Origin of the sequence: Thermocrinis albus DSM 14484, assembly GCF_000025605.1 — a bacterium.
In the GTDB taxonomy this organism is placed as follows: domain Bacteria; phylum Aquificota; class Aquificia; order Aquificales; family Aquificaceae; genus Thermocrinis; species Thermocrinis albus.
On sequence record NC_013894.1, the window covers coordinates 120,449 to 137,665 of the forward strand.

Consider the following 17,217-nt stretch of genomic DNA (forward strand, 5'->3'; position numbering starts at 1 on the left):
TATAATTCTTCCTATGCCTGTACAGGAATCCTTTCGCCAAGAAGCTATAAGGAAACTACAAGAAGTAGGAAAAGCCTTTGAAACAGTCCTCAAAAGTTATCTGGAAGACATAGATCCGGAAGATCTGGAGATGGGACTTCAGGTGAGCTTGGAGGAAGATCCGCAACTGGCCCAACTCTGGCAGGAGAAGGTGGAGAACAACAACTACATGGAGGTATCCTACACCGAGATAATGGAACACCACGATGGTGCTTACCTTAAGGCTACCTTTCGCAACGAGTATGAAAACTACACTCAAGAGAGGTACGTGAGTGTGCGCAGTTCAGGAAGGGTGGAGATAACCCATGCCCTCTTCGTAACCATAGGCAACGTGAGAGGGAGGGTAGAAAGAAGAGCGAAAGGCGGTTTTACAGTCTTCCTCAAAACTTTATGAAAGTTCTCATCTCTCTCGCTGACAGATCGGCAGCCCTGTACATCAGACACATCATAAAAGGACTGGAAGGTATAGAGTTTTACGGTGTGACGGACAGTTCCTTAGAGGAGCTGGGTGTTAAGAGACTGGCCTCTGTGGACGATCTGTCGGTGGTGGGTTTCTGGGAGGCTCTGCCCCGTATTCCCAAAGCTATAGGACTCCTCCGTAAGATAGAGGAGATGGCGGAGAAGATGGATGTTCTGGTGTTGTGCGATGCTCCCGCTTTTCATCTTCCCCTCCTCAAGAGGGTGAGAAAAAAGGCCAAAAAGATCATCTACTTTATACCCCCTCAAGCATGGGCATGGAAGGAAGAGAGAGCTCGCGTGGTAACTCAGTACGCCGATGAGATAGTGGTGATTCTTCCCTTTGAGGTGGACTTTTACAGAAAATGGGGAAAAGAGGTCCATTACGTAGGTCACCCTCTTGTGGACTTAGCAAAACCTACCCTCACCCAGCAGCAGGTGGTGGAGAAAGTAGGTACAGAAAAGTACGTAGCTGTTCTTCCGGGAAGTAGGTGGAGTGAGATAAAAAGACACGCTCCCTATCTGCGTCCGGTTCTGGATATGCTTTATAAGGAGACAGGCCTTTACTTGGTGGTGCCCACCTTTGAAGCTTTTCTCCCATATCTTCAAAAGGAGTGGAAGGATCTTCCCGTCAAGTTCTTTACCCCATCTTCACTACCGGAACCCTCTCGCAACATCATGAGCTACGCAAAGGCAGGCATCATAGCTAGTGGAACCGCCGACCTGGAGGCCTCTTTACTCTCTTGCCCCCACGTTACCTTTTACCGTACCCATCTTATCACCTACCTTATAGGTAAAAGGCTGGCCCGAGTCTCTTACATCGCTCTTACCAACTTGGTGGCCGGCAGGCAGGTAGTTCCTGAGCTGGTGCAAAAAAGCCCCTCTGAGTTATACAACACCTTCAGACAGCTGATAAACTCACCTGAACTTCTCTCCCAACAGAAGGAGTATTTTGGAGAGATGAGAAATATACTGGGTCCTGAAGGTGTGTTGGACCGCCTACGATCTCTCTTTCTCCAGCTTTTCTATGAGAGATAGCACATCACTGAAGGGTTGAATGTCCTCCTTAGAAAACTCCATCCACTGCCCACTTACAGGGTGGTAGAAACCCAGTCTGTAGCTCACCAGCATATGACACTCTCCCATAGCCTCGTTTATTTCCTGAGGTAAAGAGGAAGGCACATACCCGTAGATCCTGTCACCTAGTACAGGATGCCCTATGCCGGCCATGTGAACCCTTATCTGGTGAGTTCTGCCTGTGTAAATTCTTATCTCCAAAAGACTCACAGAAAGGCTCCTGTACCTTTTAAGAACCTTGTAGTGGGTGATGGCATCTCTCCCCTTTTCCGATACAGTAAAACGCTTTCTGTGACGGGGATCTCTCGCCAGAGGCATGCTTAGGGTCCCCTCATCCCTCTCCACCAGACCCTTCACCAACGCCCTGTAAACTTTTAGAACCTTTCTCTTCTCAAACTGCTCTGCCAGCCTTCGGTGCGCCAACTCCCTTTTGGCCACCACCATAACACCCATAGTGTTCCTGTCAAGACGGTGCACTATGCCCGGCCTGTACCATTCGCCCACTGTGGGGAGATCCCTCCAACGGAAGAGAAGAGCGTTTACCAAAGTGCCCGACGTATAGCCAGGTGAAGGATGTACCACAAGACCACAGGGTTTTACTACCACCGCCAGATCGTCATCCTCGTAGAGGATCTCTAAAGGTATGTCCTCTGCAGGCAGCGAAAGAGGCTCCACCTTAGGTACACACAGCACAACAACCTCACCCCCTTTTACCTTTCTGGAAGGCTTGTAAACCACCTGACCATCCACCAACACGTATCCTCCCTCCACCAACTCTTTAATGTAACTGCGCGAAAAGTCCGGATAAGCCTCCGCAAGAAACTGGTCTAACCTCTTACCTGCCTGGTGCTCTTCTACCCTAAACTCAAGAATCTCCTCTGTTCTTTCCGGACACATGTATGTGGATCTCTATATACTCAGGCTCTTCTTCCAGATTGAGACTCCTTATAAAACCCAGAACCACGTTATAGGCCACTCTTCTGGGAAAATCTTTAAGGTTAAGCTCCTTTCCATTCACCTTTATAACCACCTTATTTTCCATGGCATCTTATTTTAAAAGCTTGAGGAACCCTTTCAGAAGAGAGGGAGTCTTGAAGGACACTATGCGAAAGTAAAGCCACACATAGAAAGTAGCATACAAGACACAACTCAGCACCAGTAATGGAGTGCTTTTCCAGAAAAGAACTGCCGGAACAGTACACAAGATCTGCATAAACCACAGGTAAGGTGATGTAAGGGAGTTTTTCAGTCGCTCCGATACCACCTCCCCCAAAAACATCTTCACTATTCTTCTGTGAATCATCATATGAAAGTGAAGGGGATCAGGCTCAAAAGGTGAGGTTCCCCTCAAAAACTTTTTCCTCAAAATAGAAAAAAGGGTTTCCCATATGGGATAAAACAGCAGAGTGAGAGGAAACCAAGCGGATACCTCACTGTGTCTGTTTACCATAAGAACACCCACAAGCCCAGCCAAAAACCCACTCAGGTACGCCCCCGAATCTCCCAAAAACACAAAACCCATAGGAAAGTTCCACAGAAAGAAACCCAAAAGAGCCGAAGCAAAGGCGAGGCTAAGATAAAGTAAAAACCAGTCATTGAGGAGGAAAGAAACGTAAGCATAAGCGAGGAAAACTATTATTCCTACACCCCCCGCAAGACCGTTAAACCCATCTATTATGTTGAAGGCGTTGGAACTGCCCGCAAGAGCAAAGGAGGTAAAAAGAAGGGAAAAAACCGTCACCTTTGCCAGCAAAGGATCCACAAAAGGAACATCCACCCGCAGCAGATGAGCATCCAAAAGGAGACCCCCCATAAACCCAGAAAGAAAAGCCAACGAAAGCCTAACCCTAGGAGAGACCCTTTTGGTTATGTCTTCGGCAAGACCACCCAGAAACACAGGAAGGGAAACCACCAGCACCTTAAAAAACTCACCCCAAAAATCCTTACCCACCCACCAAAAAGCCCCACCCACCGCCAACATGGAACCGTAGAGGGCAACTCCTCCCGTCCTAACAGCATCCCAACTATGAAACTTCTGGACCCCCTCTGTGACATCCTTCACACCCCAGTATCTTACCATCCACCAACACAGCAAGAAAGACACCCCAAAGGCTATCAGGAGAAATATCAAGGAGAAGCCCCCCTCCTAGACTTTACATACTCCATCAGAAGCACCACAAAGACCCCCAAAAACAGTGATCCTATAAAACCCACACCCAGTATCAGTAACCGCTTAGGAGAAGATGGTTCAACGGGAGTAGAAGGTGGATCTACCACCTTAAACTTCCAGTCAGGATCTATCTGTGCCTCCAAAAGCTCCTCCAAAAGGTTTAACTTCATGTTCTCTAACTTGTTAAGCACGTAGGTGTCCTTTGTACTGGCCATAATTTTGTCCAATTCGTTTATCTGGTTCTGTAAACTGTTTACAAAACTGTTCCTCAGATTCTCCTTTAGAGTCTTCAGAACGTACTCTCCCAACTCTTTAGCTTCCTGCGGTGTTCTACCTTTAACCCTTATTACGATAACACCGGTTTTAGGATCGTCCTGAAAGCTTACCATCTTCCTGAGCTTTTCCGCAGCCTCTTGGGGAGTCTTAGCAGAGATCCTTTGGGTGAGGTGGTACTTTTCCACTATGTCCAAGTAAAGACTTTGACCAGAGAGAGCACCCAGTATTTCGGATCTTGCATTTTGCAAAGCAAGATTACCCAAGCTGGCCATACCAGAAAAACCGGTAGCGCTTTTGGTAAGGGTGTAGGTCAGAAGCTTGGAACCTTCCCCTCCCAAAGGCAGAATTCTGGCCTCCGATTGGTAGGTGTTGGGTATAAGATAGGCTACGCCTCCCGCCAACAGAGTCCCTATCACCACAAAAGCTAAGAGAACCTTCCTCCAGTGCCACAGTACAGAAAAAAGCTCCCACAAATCTATCTCTTCTTGAGGCCTTTCTTCAGGCATACAAACCCTCCTTGAACCTTAGTTTTTCTAAAGTGCGTTTGTTTATTAAGTCCCTCTCCCTGTCTATAAACCAACCCCATTTGTTGAAATATTTTATGGCACTTTCTATATGGTATGCGAGAAGTTTTTTGTTTTTGTAGGAGCCCTGTCCGCTTAAGTATGGAATATTCATAGCTTCATCTCTACACCTCCGGTTTAATGTTCCTCATCGCCTTGCTTCATTAGCTACTCTTCTTAGATCTGCTTCCATCATAATTGCCACTAAATCACTGAATTTGGTCTTCGGACTCCAGCCTAATCTTTTCTTTGCTTTTTCTGGATTCCCTATAAGGATGTCTACTTCTGCAGGTCTATAAAATTCTGGAGAAACTTCTACTATTACTTTCCCTGTTTTTCTGTCTTTTCCTTTAGTATTAACTCCTTCCCCTTCCCATATTATATCAAAACCTGCTATTTCCGCAGCTTTTTCCACAAACTCTCTTACCGAATGAGCTTCTCCAGTAGCAAGAACATAGTCATCCGCATTTTCCTGCTGGAGCATTAACCACATTCCTTCAACATATTCTGGTGCATATCCCCAATCTCTTTTAGCATCTAAATTTCCAAGTACAAGTTTATCCGCCAAACCATACTTTATTCTTGCTAGAGTATAAGTAATTTTCCTTGTTACAAATTCAAGTCCTCTTAAAGGTGATTCGTGATTAAATAAGATGCCTGAACATGCAAATATTCCGAATGATTCTCTGTAATTTACAGTTATCCAGTGTCCAAATAGTTTGGCTACTCCATAAGGGCTTCTGGGATAAAAAGGAGTCTTTTCATTCTGAGGAATTTCCTGAGCTTTTCCAAACATTTCACTTGTGGAGGCTTGATAGAACTTTGTATCAGGCTTTAAGCTCCTTATAGCTTCGAGGATTCTTAGAACTCCTATAGCGTTAACTTCCGCTGTTAAAATCGGCTGTTCAAATGATGCACTCACAAAACTTTGAGCAGCAAGATTGTAAACCTCATCTGGCTGAATCTTTTCTATTACTCTCATTATGTTGGTTAATTCCATTAAATCCATGTAAATAATCTTTACCTCTTTTTCAATCCCTAACTCTTTTAATCTCCAATTACTCGAATCCCCGCTTCTTCTGTCAGCTCCCCATACCTCATAACCCTTTTCAAGTAAAAATTTTGCCAAGTAAGCTCCGTCCTGCCCTCTGATCCCTGTTATTAATGCCTTTTTAAACATTTGATTACCTCCTTTGGTTTTTTATCTTATTCCTTTCTCCATCAAAAAGCTTGCATTTGTTTCATCGGCAACAAGACCGAATCTTCTACACAGCCACTTAGAAGCTATGACCATATCAACACCTCCTCATATAAAGCTAAAATTTTATCACCCACTGAACTTATTTCAAATTCTTTGAATCTTTCAAGAGCATTTTTTGAAAATTTTTGATATAAATCTTTGTCCATTAAAATTTTATTTATAGCATCTGCTAAGGCCTTAGGATTTTTTGGAGGAACAACAAGCCCTGTGATGTTATTTTTATTTACATAACTCATACCAGAACCGTATACCTCTGTGGTTACAAGAGGCTTTCCATAAAAAAGAGCTTCAACCAATACAAGTCCAAAAGCTTCAGAACGTTCAACAGAAGGAAGACAGAATACATCACACTTTTTGATAAATGTTTGTATGTTTTCTACTTTACCTATGAGGTACACTTTCTCTTCTAAAGCAAGCTTCTTTATAAGATTTATAAGATCTTCATAGAGAGGACCTGCTCCAACTATCAATACAATGGTATTATCATTCAAATATTTAGCAGATTCTATTAAATATTCAAAGCCTTTATAGTACACGAGCCTTCCTACTGATAAAACTACCTTTTTATTTTTTAGTTTGTCTCTTATTTCAAGCCATTTTTTATCTTCTTTGTCTGATTTTAATCTATCGGGGTTTAATCCCAATGGTATAACAACTGCCTTTTCTTTAAAGCCTTTTATCTGATTTGAAGATTCGAGATATTGAGGTGATGTACATATTATTCTTTCCGCTTTTTTTAGTACTAGTTGTTGAATAGGTTTATAGAACATATACGATATTTTCTGCCTTACTATATCAGAGTGCCAGTGAATTATAACCTTTTTTGATGCGAATAAACTAAGGATTTCAGCTAAAGGATTTGGACTATGTACATGAGTGATATCATAATTCTTTTCTATTTGCTTGAAAGTTTTAATAAAATCCAAAGATAAAGGAGCAGAGTTTAGCTTTATATTCATCTTTGATTCAAAATATTCAAAAGATCTATATTCCTTTTTAGCAGTTTCATCACCAAAACATAATAAATCTGCTCTTATTCCTTTTTTGTTTAGATATTCTAGTAAGTCATAAGAAAAAATCTCTATTCCTCCCTCTTTTGGAGGACATAGTTTGCCAAGGTGTAGCACTTTCATATTTTGCCTCTTAATATGTTATGAAAATATTCTATAAATTCTTCAATTATTTTCTCTTTTTGAAAAAGCTGGAGCCTTCTTTTCGCAGTATTAAGGAGTTTTAGTCTAAACTCATTATCTGTCATGGCTTTATATATTTTATCTGATATGTCTTTAGGGTCATACGGATTAAAACATGCTATTTCATCTGTTAAAATTTCTCTTAACACAGGAATATTTGAAGTTATTACAGGACAGTTCAAAGCAGTTGCTTCTAATGGGGGTAATCCAAACCCTTCAAAGAAAGAAGGGAACACAAAAAGCTTTGCATGCTGATAAAGGTTTATGAGCTCGTCATCAGAAGGTGATAAAATTTCTACTATAAACTCTTTTAGGTTAAGTGTCTTTATGAGTTTATCAACCTCATCTTCTGAAGATCTGTCTTTGGAGCCTGCTATAACAAGCTTTGAGTTTATCATATGTTTTATGTTATTAAAAGCTAAAATAAGATTTGTTAAGTTTTTGTGTTTTTTGCGATTCCCTACAAACAGTATATAATCACCTTCTACAATAGGTTTTTGTATTTTGCTTTTTTGATAAAATTTATCATCTATAAATGCGTAAATTACTTTAATTTTGTTTTGATGAGATTTGAAAAAGTTCTGAAGTTCAAATTTAACATGATTTGATATGGTAATAATCCCTTTTGAGTACTTTAGAGCTCTTTTTATATAGACTCTAAATATTTCTTTTTTAAGAGCACTTCTATCCCAAAACTGCGTAAAAGGTATCAAATCAAGAATAGTTGTAATTGTGTTTGATGGTATGTATAAAGGTAGATTTATATGAGGGTAAAAGAATAAATCTACTTTTTTCTCTAACGCTTTTAGTATTTTTGATTGGTTAAAAAATCCTTTTATAGAAAATTTTTCATAATCTACAAAAATAGGTTCTATATTGGTGGCTACAGTTTGAAAGTCTTTTTCAAATGCATCTTTTAATCTTTGTGGTACGCATGTATAAATCCTTATTCCCCTTTTTGCAAACTCTTTTGTAAGAGATTCGTAATACCTACCTATCCCAGAACCTTTGTAGAATAGCCCGTCAATATAGAGGATCATTTTAAAGCTCCTTATATTTGAACTCCGGTTATGGGTTGAGTTAAAAATCTTGCGGAGATGTAAATGGTATTATTCATGTTTTTAAACTCTTATAACCTCTATATATTTTAACAAGAACAGGTAAGATAGTAGTCCTCAATAATTTATTCTCATCTAACTTACGCTTAAGCTTAAGCCTAAACACAGTTTTAATGTTCATCTCAAAATGCACTGTTTCAACCAACCTATCATACTCAAAATTAACTTTAATTTCTTCAGGATGGCTCAGAGGAAATTCTAACTCTTCAAGGCTCAAAGCTCTTATGTGCTTTGGTATTCCCCATTTTGTAGGAGTAGCTTCTGCATGGTATCCAATATTCAACACTATATTTTTCTTTGGAACCACTGCCAGCATACCTCGTTTCAACATCTGGTAGGTAAACTGGGTATCCCATGCAAGATGAGGGTATTTGTGTATCTCGTCAAAAATGGCTTCCCAATAAAGTTTGACCATCTTATTTCCCTGAGAGATTCTGTCAAGAAAATCTGTGTTTTTAACCTGTGGCCAGTCGGATGTGTACATATCCTGATACTGCCACCTATCTCTCCAAGTAGCCCACCCCCATTTTAAGTCATATTTAGAAAAGAAATAACTGTATGGATAATCTTTCCTAGGAAATGGATTAAATCCCTGTATAACACCAATTCTTTTATTATCCTTATACATATCAAGCAGTTCATCACAGAATCTAAAGAAACTCACGGAAGGCAGACAATCATCTTCCAGTATTATTCCCGCCTCTTCTTCAGAAAAAAACCAACTTATGGCATCATTTGGACCAAACCCAACGCCTAAGTTTCTATCTCTAAATCTTGTTTTAACTGAACAGTCCCAATCAATGCTGTTTACTATAAATTCTCTTACCTTTAGAACTTTTTCGTGTTCTTCTTCAGTCCTGCCACCGTCAGATGCAATATATAGCCTTTTAGGTTTGATCTTTTTAATAGCCTCCAACACTCTGCGAGTAGTGTCTAACCTTTTAAAAGTTATAAAGAGGACCGGTCTCTCAAACCTACTCATGTTAAGCTCCCTCCTACTATTTTTTGTAATGCGTTGTATATATTTGATAAAACCTTATCTGCATCAAATCTTTCTGTTGTTTTTGCTATATTTTCTGGAGTATCAAATTTCAACCTGCCATCTATAACTCCTGAGATGACTTCCAGAAAGTTTTTTATATCACCTTCCCTGTAAAGGTAGCCGTTCACTCCGTTTATAACAATATCCTTTGGTCCTGATCTGCAATCAGAAGATATAACAGGTATCCCCCTCTGATTGGCTTCCACAAGTACCATAGGAAATCCTTCCCATCTTGAGGTGAGCACAAGGGCTGTGGCTTCTTCTATATGACTAAAGGGGTCTTCTTTAAAGCCTAACCACCTTATTCTCTCTGATATGCCAAGTTTACTGGCTAAGTTTTTCAGTTTTTGCTCATCTGGTCCTGTACCTATGATAATGAGTTCCCAGTTTCTGTCTTTTAACATTGATAACCCTTTTAGTAGAAAGGATATGTTTTTATCAGAGTCTGTGAGTCTGCCAACATATACAAAATTTGGATAAGCAGATCTTTTGATCAATGGACCTTCATAGGGCATAACAGGGTTGTATACCAGATAGGTGTTTGCAGAAGGTTTTATACCCTTAACAAAGTCACATATTTCAGAGGATATACATAAGAAAGCATCTGTGGAAAAGATCCCTTTTAGGATTTCTTTTTCGTAAATGACCTTTTGAATTTTTCCCCTAAGATATCCAAACAGGCTACCATGATCCCAGTATACTACCTTTGCTTTCATACCCTTCTCTATAAGTGCAACTTTAGTACTATTTAACAGTAGAGGATCTGTTACGAGTGCTATATCAAAATAAGGTAAACCACTAAATGCTTGTTTAAGTGATCTAAGATTCATCAATAAATCCTTACCCAAAAACCTTTTGATGGATACAGTAGTAATGTAATTAGCCCTACTTTCGTAGTCAGAATCTCTGTATATTGGAAAGTTTGTGAAGATTTCTAAAGGAGGCTTGTTAAGTAAAGAAACATAGTGAGGTACAGAAATTATAAAAACTTCACAGTGATACTTCTCTTTTAGAGTTTTAAGAACCAAGCTCGTAACTTTCTCATATCCCCCGTATATAGAGAATGTGTTATTGGATACAATAGCTATTTTCATGATACCTTTCCTTTTTCAATCAATTTTAAGTTAGGACTACCTTTTATAAATTCTATCATGATGTATAAAGCCAAAACATAAACACCAGCTTTTATAACATAAGATAAAGGCATAAGGAGTAGATCTCTTGGCAGATAGATGATACCTTGAACCGCTACGAAGACTAGGATTTTCCCATAAATATTAACTGAGTCAAACATATTCCAGAGTTTGCTTAATATGAACCCTATAAAGAAGGAAACTATACAAGTACCTAAAATACCACTAAGTAAATACGCTTCCGCCAAATAAGAAGATCCTACACCATATCCCATCAAATACCCCTGATAGTTAATTTTTATCATGAGGTCTGTGGCAAAAGCCCTGTCTGGAAGAGAAGAATACTGTGAGTATATAGCTCCAAGAGGTTCCCATAGTAGATACTTCAAGATTTTTCCAGAAAACTCATCACTAAATTCCACTGCCATTGCAGTTACAAAGAAAGAAACTCCCTGTTGTTTCAAAAATTCCAAAACAGGATTTTTAGGCAAAAGAAATCCTAATGTACCTGCTTCCCTGTAGTAGGAAACTATCAAACTAAGAACAGACACGATAATAAATACAATAAAAATCTCTCTAAGTTTTAATCTTTTATCAAATCTCTTTTTATAAAACAAAAATATAGTAAGCCAAAAGGTGAAAAATTGTCCTCTAAAACCGCTCAAGAGAACCGGAAGTGTCATAAACAACCAAATAAATAAAACAGTAAATATATATTTCCTATTTTGCTCTTGTAGGAAATACCCTAACAAACCTATGTAAGCAAAATAGCTTATAGCCCTTGTTATAAACCCAGCTTTTTCTAAGTATTCCGTCGATTGATAAAACGCCATATAGCCACCCTGTAGAAAATAAAAGAAATAAATGAAAATTTTGTAAATGTAGAATGGTAGTGCTATCAGGAAAATAGCTAAAAATAACTTTTTCAAAAATCCGTTGTTATTGTAATAGTCCTTCAATTTATAGTTATCAGAAATACTTCCCCAGAGACCACCCAAGAGCACAAACCAGTAGCTCAAATTAATAATTAACATAGCAGTTCTAAGAGAGTCTTCCTGTAAATAAAGGTTTGCTTCCATTAAAAATACAAAAGATATATCTATGCTTGTATCAAATATGGAGCTTATAATCAAACCACCCTGAAACAGAGTTAATGTTCCCATAAAAATTAAAACAGGATGCCATTTTTTTCCGAAAACAAGGAGATAAAGCAGAAATGCAAAAACTATATTACATACATACACATATTTTAATAGGGCTATATCAATGAAATTAATTAAAAAAATATTACCCCCAATAAATAATGAAACAAAACTTAAAACCAAGATTTTATCACTATAGCGATAACGTCTCATCAATTTTTCTTAACTCCCTTTTTGAAAATCCATAAAGCATAAGCATTAAAAATGATTCACTTATTAATCTGGATATAGCTGCTCCGTTTTCTTTAAAAAGTAGAACTAAAGGAATGATTATTATTATATTTAAAATTCCTGTTAAGATTAAGGAAATTGAAAACAATTCCGACTTTTTTAAGTTTATAAGGATTTGATTACCATAAATATTTGCAATATAGCATATTAACGGAACATATAGCATAATAAGTAGAGGGAAAATTGATGGCTTGAACTCCTCACCAAAGATAAAAGGGATAAGCCAGTTAGATAATATCCCAATAGTAGACAAGGCTATAAGATAAACAATTACCCCAGCATTTCTTATTTTTCTCAATTTTTTTAGAGCATTTGAAGGGTTTAATTCTAGTTCGCGGGACATCCATGGAAATATAGAATTAACAATTGGCACTTGTGTTGCGATTAGAGCACCAATTATTCTCGCAGCTAAAGTATAAATAGCAACTGTAGTATTATCTGCAAATAATCCTAATATAAATATGTTGGTATCATTAAAAAGGGGTATAGAAGCTGTGGATAAAAACAACGGGAAGCCATCTCTCAGCTCCCTCTTCACAGCCTCCCAAGACGGAAGCATAATCTTAACTCCAAAATCTTTAAACACAATCCATAAAGCCAGAATACCTGATATTATAAACCCAAGGGAGTTAATAAGCGGGACATAGATATAGTGAGCTTGTTCTCTAACAAAAACAAAAATAGCTCCCGTAAATATCAGCTTAGCAAGGATGTTTAAAAAGGTTATATACTTCATCCTTTCCATCCCCTGAAAAAACCATGTAGGAAACAAAACCTGACCAACCACCATCCCAAAGGTAAGATAATAAACTATCCAGTCTTTTCTAAACTTTTCAAAAGAAAAAACAATAACCGTCATTAACAAAAGAGCTAAAACCAACAATCCAAGCTTTATAATCATAACGGAGTTGAATATTTCGGAAACTTTTTCTTTATTGTCACGATTTATTGATATCTCCCGCGTGGCTGAAAGGTTAAATCCGTAATCCGTTAAAACCATGAAGTATCCAATAAAAGCCTGAGAAAAGGCGATAAGTCCAAATTTATCAGGTCCCAATACCCTCACCAGATAGGGAAGGGTTATTAAAGGTGCTAAGTAATTTACAGCCTGTAGCACAGAAAGGGATAAAAAGTTCTCTAAAAGAACTCTCTTTTCCTTTTCCAAAAGAGGAACCTTAAACCCTTTCACAACTCCCTTTACCCTTTATAATTTTAACCACTATGTGGGAAGGTTTTGAAGAACTCACCGATAAAGATATATACGACAGAGCCATTTCGGGAGATAAGCCTGCGGTGGTGATATTTATAAAGCCGGAAGATCCTGAGAACGAAAGGTGGTTTTCTCTGTTTTCCCGACTACAGAGACTCTACGGTGACAAGGTGAACTTCTTCTACATGGATACTTCCAAAACCACCAGTTACCAGGATCTGGGAATATTTGTCTTTCCTACCGTGCTTTACTTCAGAGACACTATGGAGCTGGACAGGCATGACTACTTCCCCTCCGAGGAAGAGGTAGAGAGGTCTATAAGGCGTTTGCTAAGACTATGAGGATCCTGTGGGCACCTTGGAGAAGTGGTTACGTGGAGAAGGTAGACGAGCAGGAGGGTTGTTTTCTGTGTGATGCGGCGAGAGCTGACCAACAGAGACACAGGGAACTTTTGGTACTTCATGTAGGTAGAAGGGCCTTCGTCATCTTTAATAAGTATCCTTACAACGCGGGGCATCTTATGGTGGCTCCTGTGGATCACATTGGAGATTTCCTGAAGTTGGACGAGGAGACAGCTCTTGAGATACATACGCTGACTCAGAAGGCCATAAGGGTTCTGAAGGAGGTCCTACGGCCTCACGGTTTTAACTTGGGCTACAATCTGGGAAGGAGCGCGGGGGCTGGGCTTGAGGACCACCTTCACCTTCACATAGTGCCTCGTTGGAACGGGGACACCAACTTTATGCCTGTGACCGCTAACACCAAGGTGATATCCCAAGATCTCTGGGATCTATACGACAGGCTAAAACCTGTGTGGGATAAATGTTAGAAGTTCATGATCTTCACCTTTACTACGGACAACGACACATACTGAAGGGTGTAAGCTTCTCCGTCAAGGAGGGTGAGATACTGTGCATCATGGGGGAATCGGGTTCTGGCAAAAGTTCTATCCTCATGTCTATTATGGGACTCCTACCTAAGGGGGCTGTCCTCAGGGGAAGTATAAGGTGGAGGGGTAAGGAGCTCATAGGTCTGAGTGAGGGAGAGTACAGAAAGATAAGGGGAAGGGAGATAGGTATGGTTTTTCAGGAGCCTTCCCTGTATCTGGATCCTCTCTTTAGGGTGGGAAGTCAGGTGGAGGAAGCCTACACGGTTCATTTTGGCAAAAAGGGAGCCAGAGATAGGGCTGTTCAGGCTCTTAAGAGGGCGGGTATTCAGGATGCGGAGAGGATCTACAGGGCCTATCCCCATCAGCTTTCGGGTGGTCTAAAACAGAGGGTGTGCATAGCTATGGCTATAGTGTGTGATCCTCCCCTTCTTCTTGCCGATGAGCCTACCACCGCTCTGGATCTCACAGTACAGAAGAGGATACTGCACCTTCTGAGAAGTTTAAGAGATGAGGGTAAAAGTATTCTGTTGGTAACTCACGATCCGGGAGTGGTGGCCGAGTGTGCGGACAGAGTTCTTGTCATAAAGGAGGGTGAAGTTCTGGAAGAGGGCGATGTCTTTAGGATCTTTGACGCTCCTCAACATCCATACACTCGTCAGCTTATCAGTACAAGTTGAAGAATTTTTCCAGACCTTCCAGAACTTTGTGAGAACTCACCTGGTAGGTTCCGCTGTCCAGCTTCTGTTTTATCTCCTCCGCCTTTTTGCTTATCTCGTCCTCCTCCACGGGATTGGTCACGCTTTCGTGAGATATATCTAACCTGACCGTTCCATCTCTGTCCTCTATCTTCCTTTCCCTTGCTTCCCTTTCCTTCTCCAGTCTGAGGTAATATTGGGTAAGACGTGCCAACTCCACCTTATCCAGCATGGCTATATAGTATAATATCGGAACTTTCCTTAGAGGTTAAAGATCACTTCCTCCCCTAAGCTTATACCATACGTCTCACGGGCGTTCCCCATGGGTAGAAAAATCTCCATGAGCCCAAAGCTGCCGCACAGGCTACCCAGTTTACCAGGCTCTCCCTCCATAAAATGGGTAACCACCTTAATCCTCTCTCCACGAAAGATAGCCTCGCGGTAGGGTCCACACTCCACGTTGGTGATGGCGTTTCCGAATCTGTCAAAGTAAAGGATTTTTCCCACCAGCGTGTTTCCTGAAAGGGTAGGTTCTTCCCAAACCAGGTGTGTCCTGTAGGGTATCTCTTTTCCTACGTCCTTTAACGGCACACCTTTGCTGAGGTGAGCTGCCACGGGGGCAAAGATGTCTCTTCCGTGAAAGGTCTGGTTTTTGCGCGGAAGGGTGAAGTTCTCTATCAGATGACACTGAGGCGTTCCCAGTTTTCTGACTACAAGATCAAACAGGCCGTTCATGGGACCTACAAAGTAATAATCCTGACAACGCATGGCTATGGCAGGTCTTTGAGATCCTACCCCAGGATCCACAACACCCACGAAGATGGTGCCAGGTGGAAAGTAGGAGTAGTGGGCCATAAGTAGAAGGGCTCCTTCCTGTATACAGAAAGGAGTCACGCTGTGAGTGATGTCCACTATGCGAGCCTTTGGGTTTATGGACAGAATGACGCCCTTCATGGCACCCACGAAACCATCTTTGTCTCCAAAGTCGGTGAGGAGAGCTATTACCGGGCTATCCGCCATAATCTTTAGTTTTTTCTAATTATAACTTGCTCCGGAAAGGGTAGGGTATAAATTTTTACTTAACCCACAAAACAGGAGGTAAGTTATGGAGAAGAATATGGCCACATGGGATAGGCTGGTGAGGGTTGTGCTGGGCATACTGTTTATCTGGCTTGCTCTTAGCAAGGGTGGTGCTTGGTGGATACTGGGTATAATAGGTATAGTCTTCATAGCCACCTCCATAATAGGCTTCTGTCCTCTCTACAGGGTGGTGGGATTTAGGACGGGTTGAGGGTTCTCTGTATAGACTGGGGAACCAAATCCTTAGGTTTAGCCCTTGGTGATACTAATCTTAAACTGGCTACGCCCTTAAAACCCATTCCCAACAGAGGGAAGGTTCTGGAGAGGATAGCTGAGCTTGTAAAAGAGTACGATGTAAGGCTGGTGGTGGTTGGGCTCCCTCTCACTCCCTCTGGTAGGGAGGGTCAGAGGGCTTCTCAGGTGAGGAGCTTTGTGGAAGAGCTATCCGCTCTTTTGCCTGAGCACGTAGGTGTGGAACTGTGGGATGAGCGTTACACCACCTACGAGGCTGTGCAGCTTCTGGAGGGGAAAAGTAGGAAGAAGGTAAAAGAACTCAAGGACTCTGTATCCGCTCTTATTATACTTCAGGAGTATCTTGATAGCTTATGAGATTCCTCCTCTCTGTTCTTATACTGTTCCTGCTGTTTCTTTTCTACGGCTTCCTTCCTGTGAAGGCCGACAAGACGGTGGATATCCCTTACGGAATGTCCACTCCCCAAATGGCCATGTATCTATATGAGCAAGGCCTTCTGAGGACTCCCCTCTCCTTTCTCCTCCTACACGTGGTGGTGAAAGGAAAGCTGGAGGCGGGAGAGTACGAGTTTAAAGGTTGGACGTGGCCGTGGGACGTTTACAGGAAGATAAGATACGGTCTTAAGAAAACTTACAAGATAACCATACCTGAAGGTTCGGACATATACGACATAGCTCGTATTCTGGAAAATAACGGCATAACAAAGGGAGAGGACTTTTTAAAGTGGGCCACCTCTCCTCAGGTGGCCAAAAAGTACGGTCTTAGGGTGTACGGTATGGAGGGATTCCTCTTTCCGGACACTTACTTTTTCTCCCGTAACACTCATCCCCTCACCATCATAGACACCATGTACCACAACTTTCTGAGAAGGACAAAACCTCTGAGGGAAGAACTCCTCCAGAAAGGAATGAGTTTGGAAGAATGGGTGACTGTGGCCTCTATGATAGAAAAAGAAACAGCCGTGAAGGAAGAAAAGCCCTTAGTGGCCGCTGTCATCTACAACCGCATTAAAAGAGGGATGAAGTTACAGATAGATCCTACGGTGATCTACGCCCTCAAAAGAAAGAACATGTGGGATGGAAAACTGACGCTGAAGGATCTTAAGATAGATGACCCTTACAACACCTACCTCTATCCTGGTCTTCCACCTACACCCATATGCAATCCGGGTCTTGACTCTCTGGAAGCTGCTCTTAGACCTGCCAAGGTGGATTATCTTTACTTTGTGGCCAACGGAGAGGGAGGGCACTTCTTCAGCGTTACTTACGAGGACCACTTGAAGAAAGTTAATCTCTACAGACAGATGCACCGCCAATGAGCTTTTAAAAT

At 40.9% G+C, this 17,217-nt stretch carries 22 protein-coding genes; 8 read left to right on the forward strand and 14 right to left on the reverse strand.

The window, feature by feature from the left end; all coding sequences use genetic code 11:
* Positions 1 to 13 precede the first annotated feature (13 nt).
* On the forward strand, positions 14 to 433 hold the full coding sequence (locus THAL_RS00630; RefSeq protein WP_012991170.1) for a hypothetical protein: 420 nt from the start codon (positions 14 to 16) through the stop codon (positions 431 to 433).
* Positions 430 to 1,533, forward strand: coding sequence for a lipid-A-disaccharide synthase (lpxB, locus tag THAL_RS00635; protein ID WP_012991171.1), 1,104 nt, complete (start codon positions 430 to 432; stop codon positions 1,531 to 1,533). Before THAL_RS00630 ends, lpxB begins: the two co-directional genes overlap by 4 nt.
* On the opposite strand, the gene THAL_RS00640 is transcribed toward lpxB, so the two are convergent.
* The 12 genes from THAL_RS00640 to THAL_RS00690 all read right to left on the reverse strand — a co-directional run bounded on the left by THAL_RS00640 (position 1,495) and on the right by THAL_RS00690 (position 12,950).
* Positions 1,495 to 2,469, reverse strand: a complete 975-nt coding sequence (locus THAL_RS00640) for an RluA family pseudouridine synthase (protein ID WP_012991172.1) — start codon at positions 2,467 to 2,469, stop codon at positions 1,495 to 1,497. The two genes, lpxB and THAL_RS00640, sit on opposite strands and share 39 nt — an antisense overlap.
* A complete protein-coding gene (locus THAL_RS08390; protein WP_012991173.1) occupies positions 2,438 to 2,614 on the reverse strand; it encodes a hypothetical protein in 177 nt (58 codons plus the stop codon). The genes THAL_RS00640 and THAL_RS08390 overlap by 32 nt, the downstream gene beginning before the upstream one ends.
* 6 nt (positions 2,615 to 2,620) lie before the next feature.
* Positions 2,621 to 3,703 carry an MraY family glycosyltransferase gene (locus THAL_RS00645; RefSeq protein WP_012991174.1) on the reverse strand — a complete coding sequence of 361 codons (1,083 nt, stop codon included), beginning with the start codon at positions 3,701 to 3,703 and terminating at the stop codon, positions 2,621 to 2,623.
* Entirely contained in the window at positions 3,700 to 4,524 is an 825-nt protein-coding gene (locus tag THAL_RS00650) for a Wzz/FepE/Etk N-terminal domain-containing protein (protein WP_012991175.1), read from the reverse strand. Before THAL_RS00650 ends, THAL_RS00645 begins: the two co-directional genes overlap by 4 nt.
* Positions 4,517 to 4,696, reverse strand: a complete 180-nt coding sequence (locus THAL_RS00655; RefSeq protein ID WP_041434038.1) for a hypothetical protein — start codon at positions 4,694 to 4,696, stop codon at positions 4,517 to 4,519. Before THAL_RS00655 ends, THAL_RS00650 begins: the two co-directional genes overlap by 8 nt.
* Before the next feature lie 33 nt (positions 4,697 to 4,729).
* Positions 4,730 to 5,761, reverse strand: coding sequence for a GDP-mannose 4,6-dehydratase (gene gmd, locus THAL_RS00660; protein WP_012991176.1), 1,032 nt, complete (start codon positions 5,759 to 5,761; stop codon positions 4,730 to 4,732).
* A gap of 104 nt (positions 5,762 to 5,865) precedes the next feature.
* On the reverse strand, positions 5,866 to 6,975 hold the full coding sequence (locus THAL_RS00665) for a glycosyltransferase (protein WP_012991178.1): 1,110 nt from the start codon (positions 6,973 to 6,975) through the stop codon (positions 5,866 to 5,868).
* Positions 6,972 to 8,075, reverse strand: a complete 1,104-nt coding sequence (locus THAL_RS00670; RefSeq protein WP_012991179.1) for a glycosyltransferase family 4 protein — start codon at positions 8,073 to 8,075, stop codon at positions 6,972 to 6,974. Before THAL_RS00670 ends, THAL_RS00665 begins: the two co-directional genes overlap by 4 nt.
* A gap of 73 nt (positions 8,076 to 8,148) precedes the next feature.
* On the reverse strand, positions 8,149 to 9,135 hold the full coding sequence (locus THAL_RS00675) for a hypothetical protein (protein WP_012991180.1): 987 nt from the start codon (positions 9,133 to 9,135) through the stop codon (positions 8,149 to 8,151).
* On the reverse strand, positions 9,132 to 10,289 hold the full coding sequence (locus tag THAL_RS08155) for a glycosyltransferase (protein ID WP_012991181.1): 1,158 nt from the start codon (positions 10,287 to 10,289) through the stop codon (positions 9,132 to 9,134). The genes THAL_RS00675 and THAL_RS08155 overlap by 4 nt, the downstream gene beginning before the upstream one ends.
* On the reverse strand, positions 10,286 to 11,683 hold the full coding sequence (wzy, locus tag THAL_RS00685; RefSeq protein ID WP_012991182.1) for an O-antigen polysaccharide polymerase Wzy: 1,398 nt from the start codon (positions 11,681 to 11,683) through the stop codon (positions 10,286 to 10,288). The genes THAL_RS08155 and wzy overlap by 4 nt, the downstream gene beginning before the upstream one ends.
* On the reverse strand, positions 11,664 to 12,950 hold the full coding sequence (locus THAL_RS00690; protein WP_012991183.1) for a flippase: 1,287 nt from the start codon (positions 12,948 to 12,950) through the stop codon (positions 11,664 to 11,666). Before THAL_RS00690 ends, wzy begins: the two co-directional genes overlap by 20 nt.
* 32 nt (positions 12,951 to 12,982) lie before the next feature.
* On the opposite strand from THAL_RS00690, the gene THAL_RS00695 reads away from it, so the two are divergent.
* Genes THAL_RS00695 through THAL_RS00705 form a run of 3 tightly spaced genes read left to right on the forward strand, consistent with a single transcriptional unit; the run spans position 12,983 to position 14,537 of the window.
* On the forward strand, positions 12,983 to 13,312 hold the full coding sequence (locus THAL_RS00695) for a thioredoxin family protein (protein WP_012991184.1): 330 nt from the start codon (positions 12,983 to 12,985) through the stop codon (positions 13,310 to 13,312).
* Positions 13,309 to 13,800 carry an HIT family protein gene (locus THAL_RS00700; protein WP_012991185.1) on the forward strand — a complete coding sequence of 164 codons (492 nt, stop codon included), beginning with the start codon at positions 13,309 to 13,311 and terminating at the stop codon, positions 13,798 to 13,800. The genes THAL_RS00695 and THAL_RS00700 overlap by 4 nt, the downstream gene beginning before the upstream one ends.
* Positions 13,794 to 14,537, forward strand: a complete 744-nt coding sequence (locus tag THAL_RS00705) for an ABC transporter ATP-binding protein (RefSeq protein WP_012991186.1) — start codon at positions 13,794 to 13,796, stop codon at positions 14,535 to 14,537. Before THAL_RS00700 ends, THAL_RS00705 begins: the two co-directional genes overlap by 7 nt.
* Here THAL_RS00705 and THAL_RS00710 read toward each other — a convergent pair.
* Positions 14,524 to 14,787, reverse strand: coding sequence for a flagellar biosynthesis anti-sigma factor FlgM (locus THAL_RS00710; protein ID WP_012991187.1), 264 nt, complete (start codon positions 14,785 to 14,787; stop codon positions 14,524 to 14,526). The two genes, THAL_RS00705 and THAL_RS00710, sit on opposite strands and share 14 nt — an antisense overlap.
* 29 nt (positions 14,788 to 14,816) lie before the next feature.
* Positions 14,817 to 15,575, reverse strand: a complete 759-nt coding sequence (locus THAL_RS00715) for an SAM hydrolase/SAM-dependent halogenase family protein (protein WP_012991188.1) — start codon at positions 15,573 to 15,575, stop codon at positions 14,817 to 14,819.
* Between the two features lie 85 nt (positions 15,576 to 15,660).
* On the opposite strand from THAL_RS00715, the gene THAL_RS00720 reads away from it, so the two are divergent.
* The 3 genes from THAL_RS00720 to mltG are packed head-to-tail and all read left to right on the forward strand — an operon-like array spanning position 15,661 to position 17,206.
* Complete coding sequence (locus THAL_RS00720) at positions 15,661 to 15,846, forward strand: YgaP family membrane protein (RefSeq protein WP_012991189.1); 186 nt, start codon at positions 15,661 to 15,663, stop codon at positions 15,844 to 15,846.
* A complete protein-coding gene (gene ruvX, locus THAL_RS00725) occupies positions 15,843 to 16,244 on the forward strand; it encodes a Holliday junction resolvase RuvX (RefSeq protein ID WP_012991190.1) in 402 nt (133 codons plus the stop codon). The genes THAL_RS00720 and ruvX overlap by 4 nt, the downstream gene beginning before the upstream one ends.
* On the forward strand, positions 16,241 to 17,206 hold the full coding sequence (gene mltG, locus THAL_RS00730; RefSeq protein ID WP_012991191.1) for an endolytic transglycosylase MltG: 966 nt from the start codon (positions 16,241 to 16,243) through the stop codon (positions 17,204 to 17,206). The genes ruvX and mltG overlap by 4 nt, the downstream gene beginning before the upstream one ends.
* The last annotated feature ends 11 nt before the right edge of the window (positions 17,207 to 17,217 follow it).

Bases quoted from the DNA above. Each gene is read 5' to 3' on its own strand.
- THAL_RS00630 (WP_012991170.1), top strand. From the start codon at position 14: ATGCCTGTACAGGAATCCTTTCGCCAAGAAGCTATAAGGAAACTACAA.
- lpxB (WP_012991171.1), top strand. From the start codon at position 430: ATGAAAGTTCTCATCTCTCTCGCTGACAGATCGGCAGCCCTGTACATC.
- THAL_RS00640 (WP_012991172.1), bottom strand. From the start codon at position 2,469: ATGTGTCCGGAAAGAACAGAGGAGATTCTTGAGTTTAGGGTAGAAGAG.
- THAL_RS08390 (WP_012991173.1), bottom strand. From the start codon at position 2,614: ATGGAAAATAAGGTGGTTATAAAGGTGAATGGAAAGGAGCTTAACCTT.
- THAL_RS00650 (WP_012991175.1), bottom strand. From the start codon at position 4,524: ATGCCTGAAGAAAGGCCTCAAGAAGAGATAGATTTGTGGGAGCTTTTT.
- THAL_RS00655 (WP_041434038.1), bottom strand. From the start codon at position 4,696: ATGAATATTCCATACTTAAGCGGACAGGGCTCCTACAAAAACAAAAAA.
- gmd (WP_012991176.1), bottom strand. From the start codon at position 5,761: ATGTTTAAAAAGGCATTAATAACAGGGATCAGAGGGCAGGACGGAGCT.
- THAL_RS00665 (WP_012991178.1), bottom strand. From the start codon at position 6,975: ATGAAAGTGCTACACCTTGGCAAACTATGTCCTCCAAAAGAGGGAGGA.
- THAL_RS00670 (WP_012991179.1), bottom strand. From the start codon at position 8,075: ATGATCCTCTATATTGACGGGCTATTCTACAAAGGTTCTGGGATAGGT.
- THAL_RS00675 (WP_012991180.1), bottom strand. From the start codon at position 9,135: ATGAGTAGGTTTGAGAGACCGGTCCTCTTTATAACTTTTAAAAGGTTA.
- THAL_RS08155 (WP_012991181.1), bottom strand. From the start codon at position 10,289: ATGAAAATAGCTATTGTATCCAATAACACATTCTCTATATACGGGGGA.
- wzy (WP_012991182.1), bottom strand. From the start codon at position 11,683: ATGAGACGTTATCGCTATAGTGATAAAATCTTGGTTTTAAGTTTTGTT.
- THAL_RS00695 (WP_012991184.1), top strand. From the start codon at position 12,983: ATGTGGGAAGGTTTTGAAGAACTCACCGATAAAGATATATACGACAGA.
- THAL_RS00700 (WP_012991185.1), top strand. From the start codon at position 13,309: ATGAGGATCCTGTGGGCACCTTGGAGAAGTGGTTACGTGGAGAAGGTA.
- THAL_RS00705 (WP_012991186.1), top strand. From the start codon at position 13,794: ATGTTAGAAGTTCATGATCTTCACCTTTACTACGGACAACGACACATA.
- THAL_RS00710 (WP_012991187.1), bottom strand. From the start codon at position 14,787: ATGCTGGATAAGGTGGAGTTGGCACGTCTTACCCAATATTACCTCAGA.
- THAL_RS00715 (WP_012991188.1), bottom strand. From the start codon at position 15,575: ATGGCGGATAGCCCGGTAATAGCTCTCCTCACCGACTTTGGAGACAAA.
- THAL_RS00720 (WP_012991189.1), top strand. From the start codon at position 15,661: ATGGAGAAGAATATGGCCACATGGGATAGGCTGGTGAGGGTTGTGCTG.
- mltG (WP_012991191.1), top strand. From the start codon at position 16,241: ATGAGATTCCTCCTCTCTGTTCTTATACTGTTCCTGCTGTTTCTTTTC.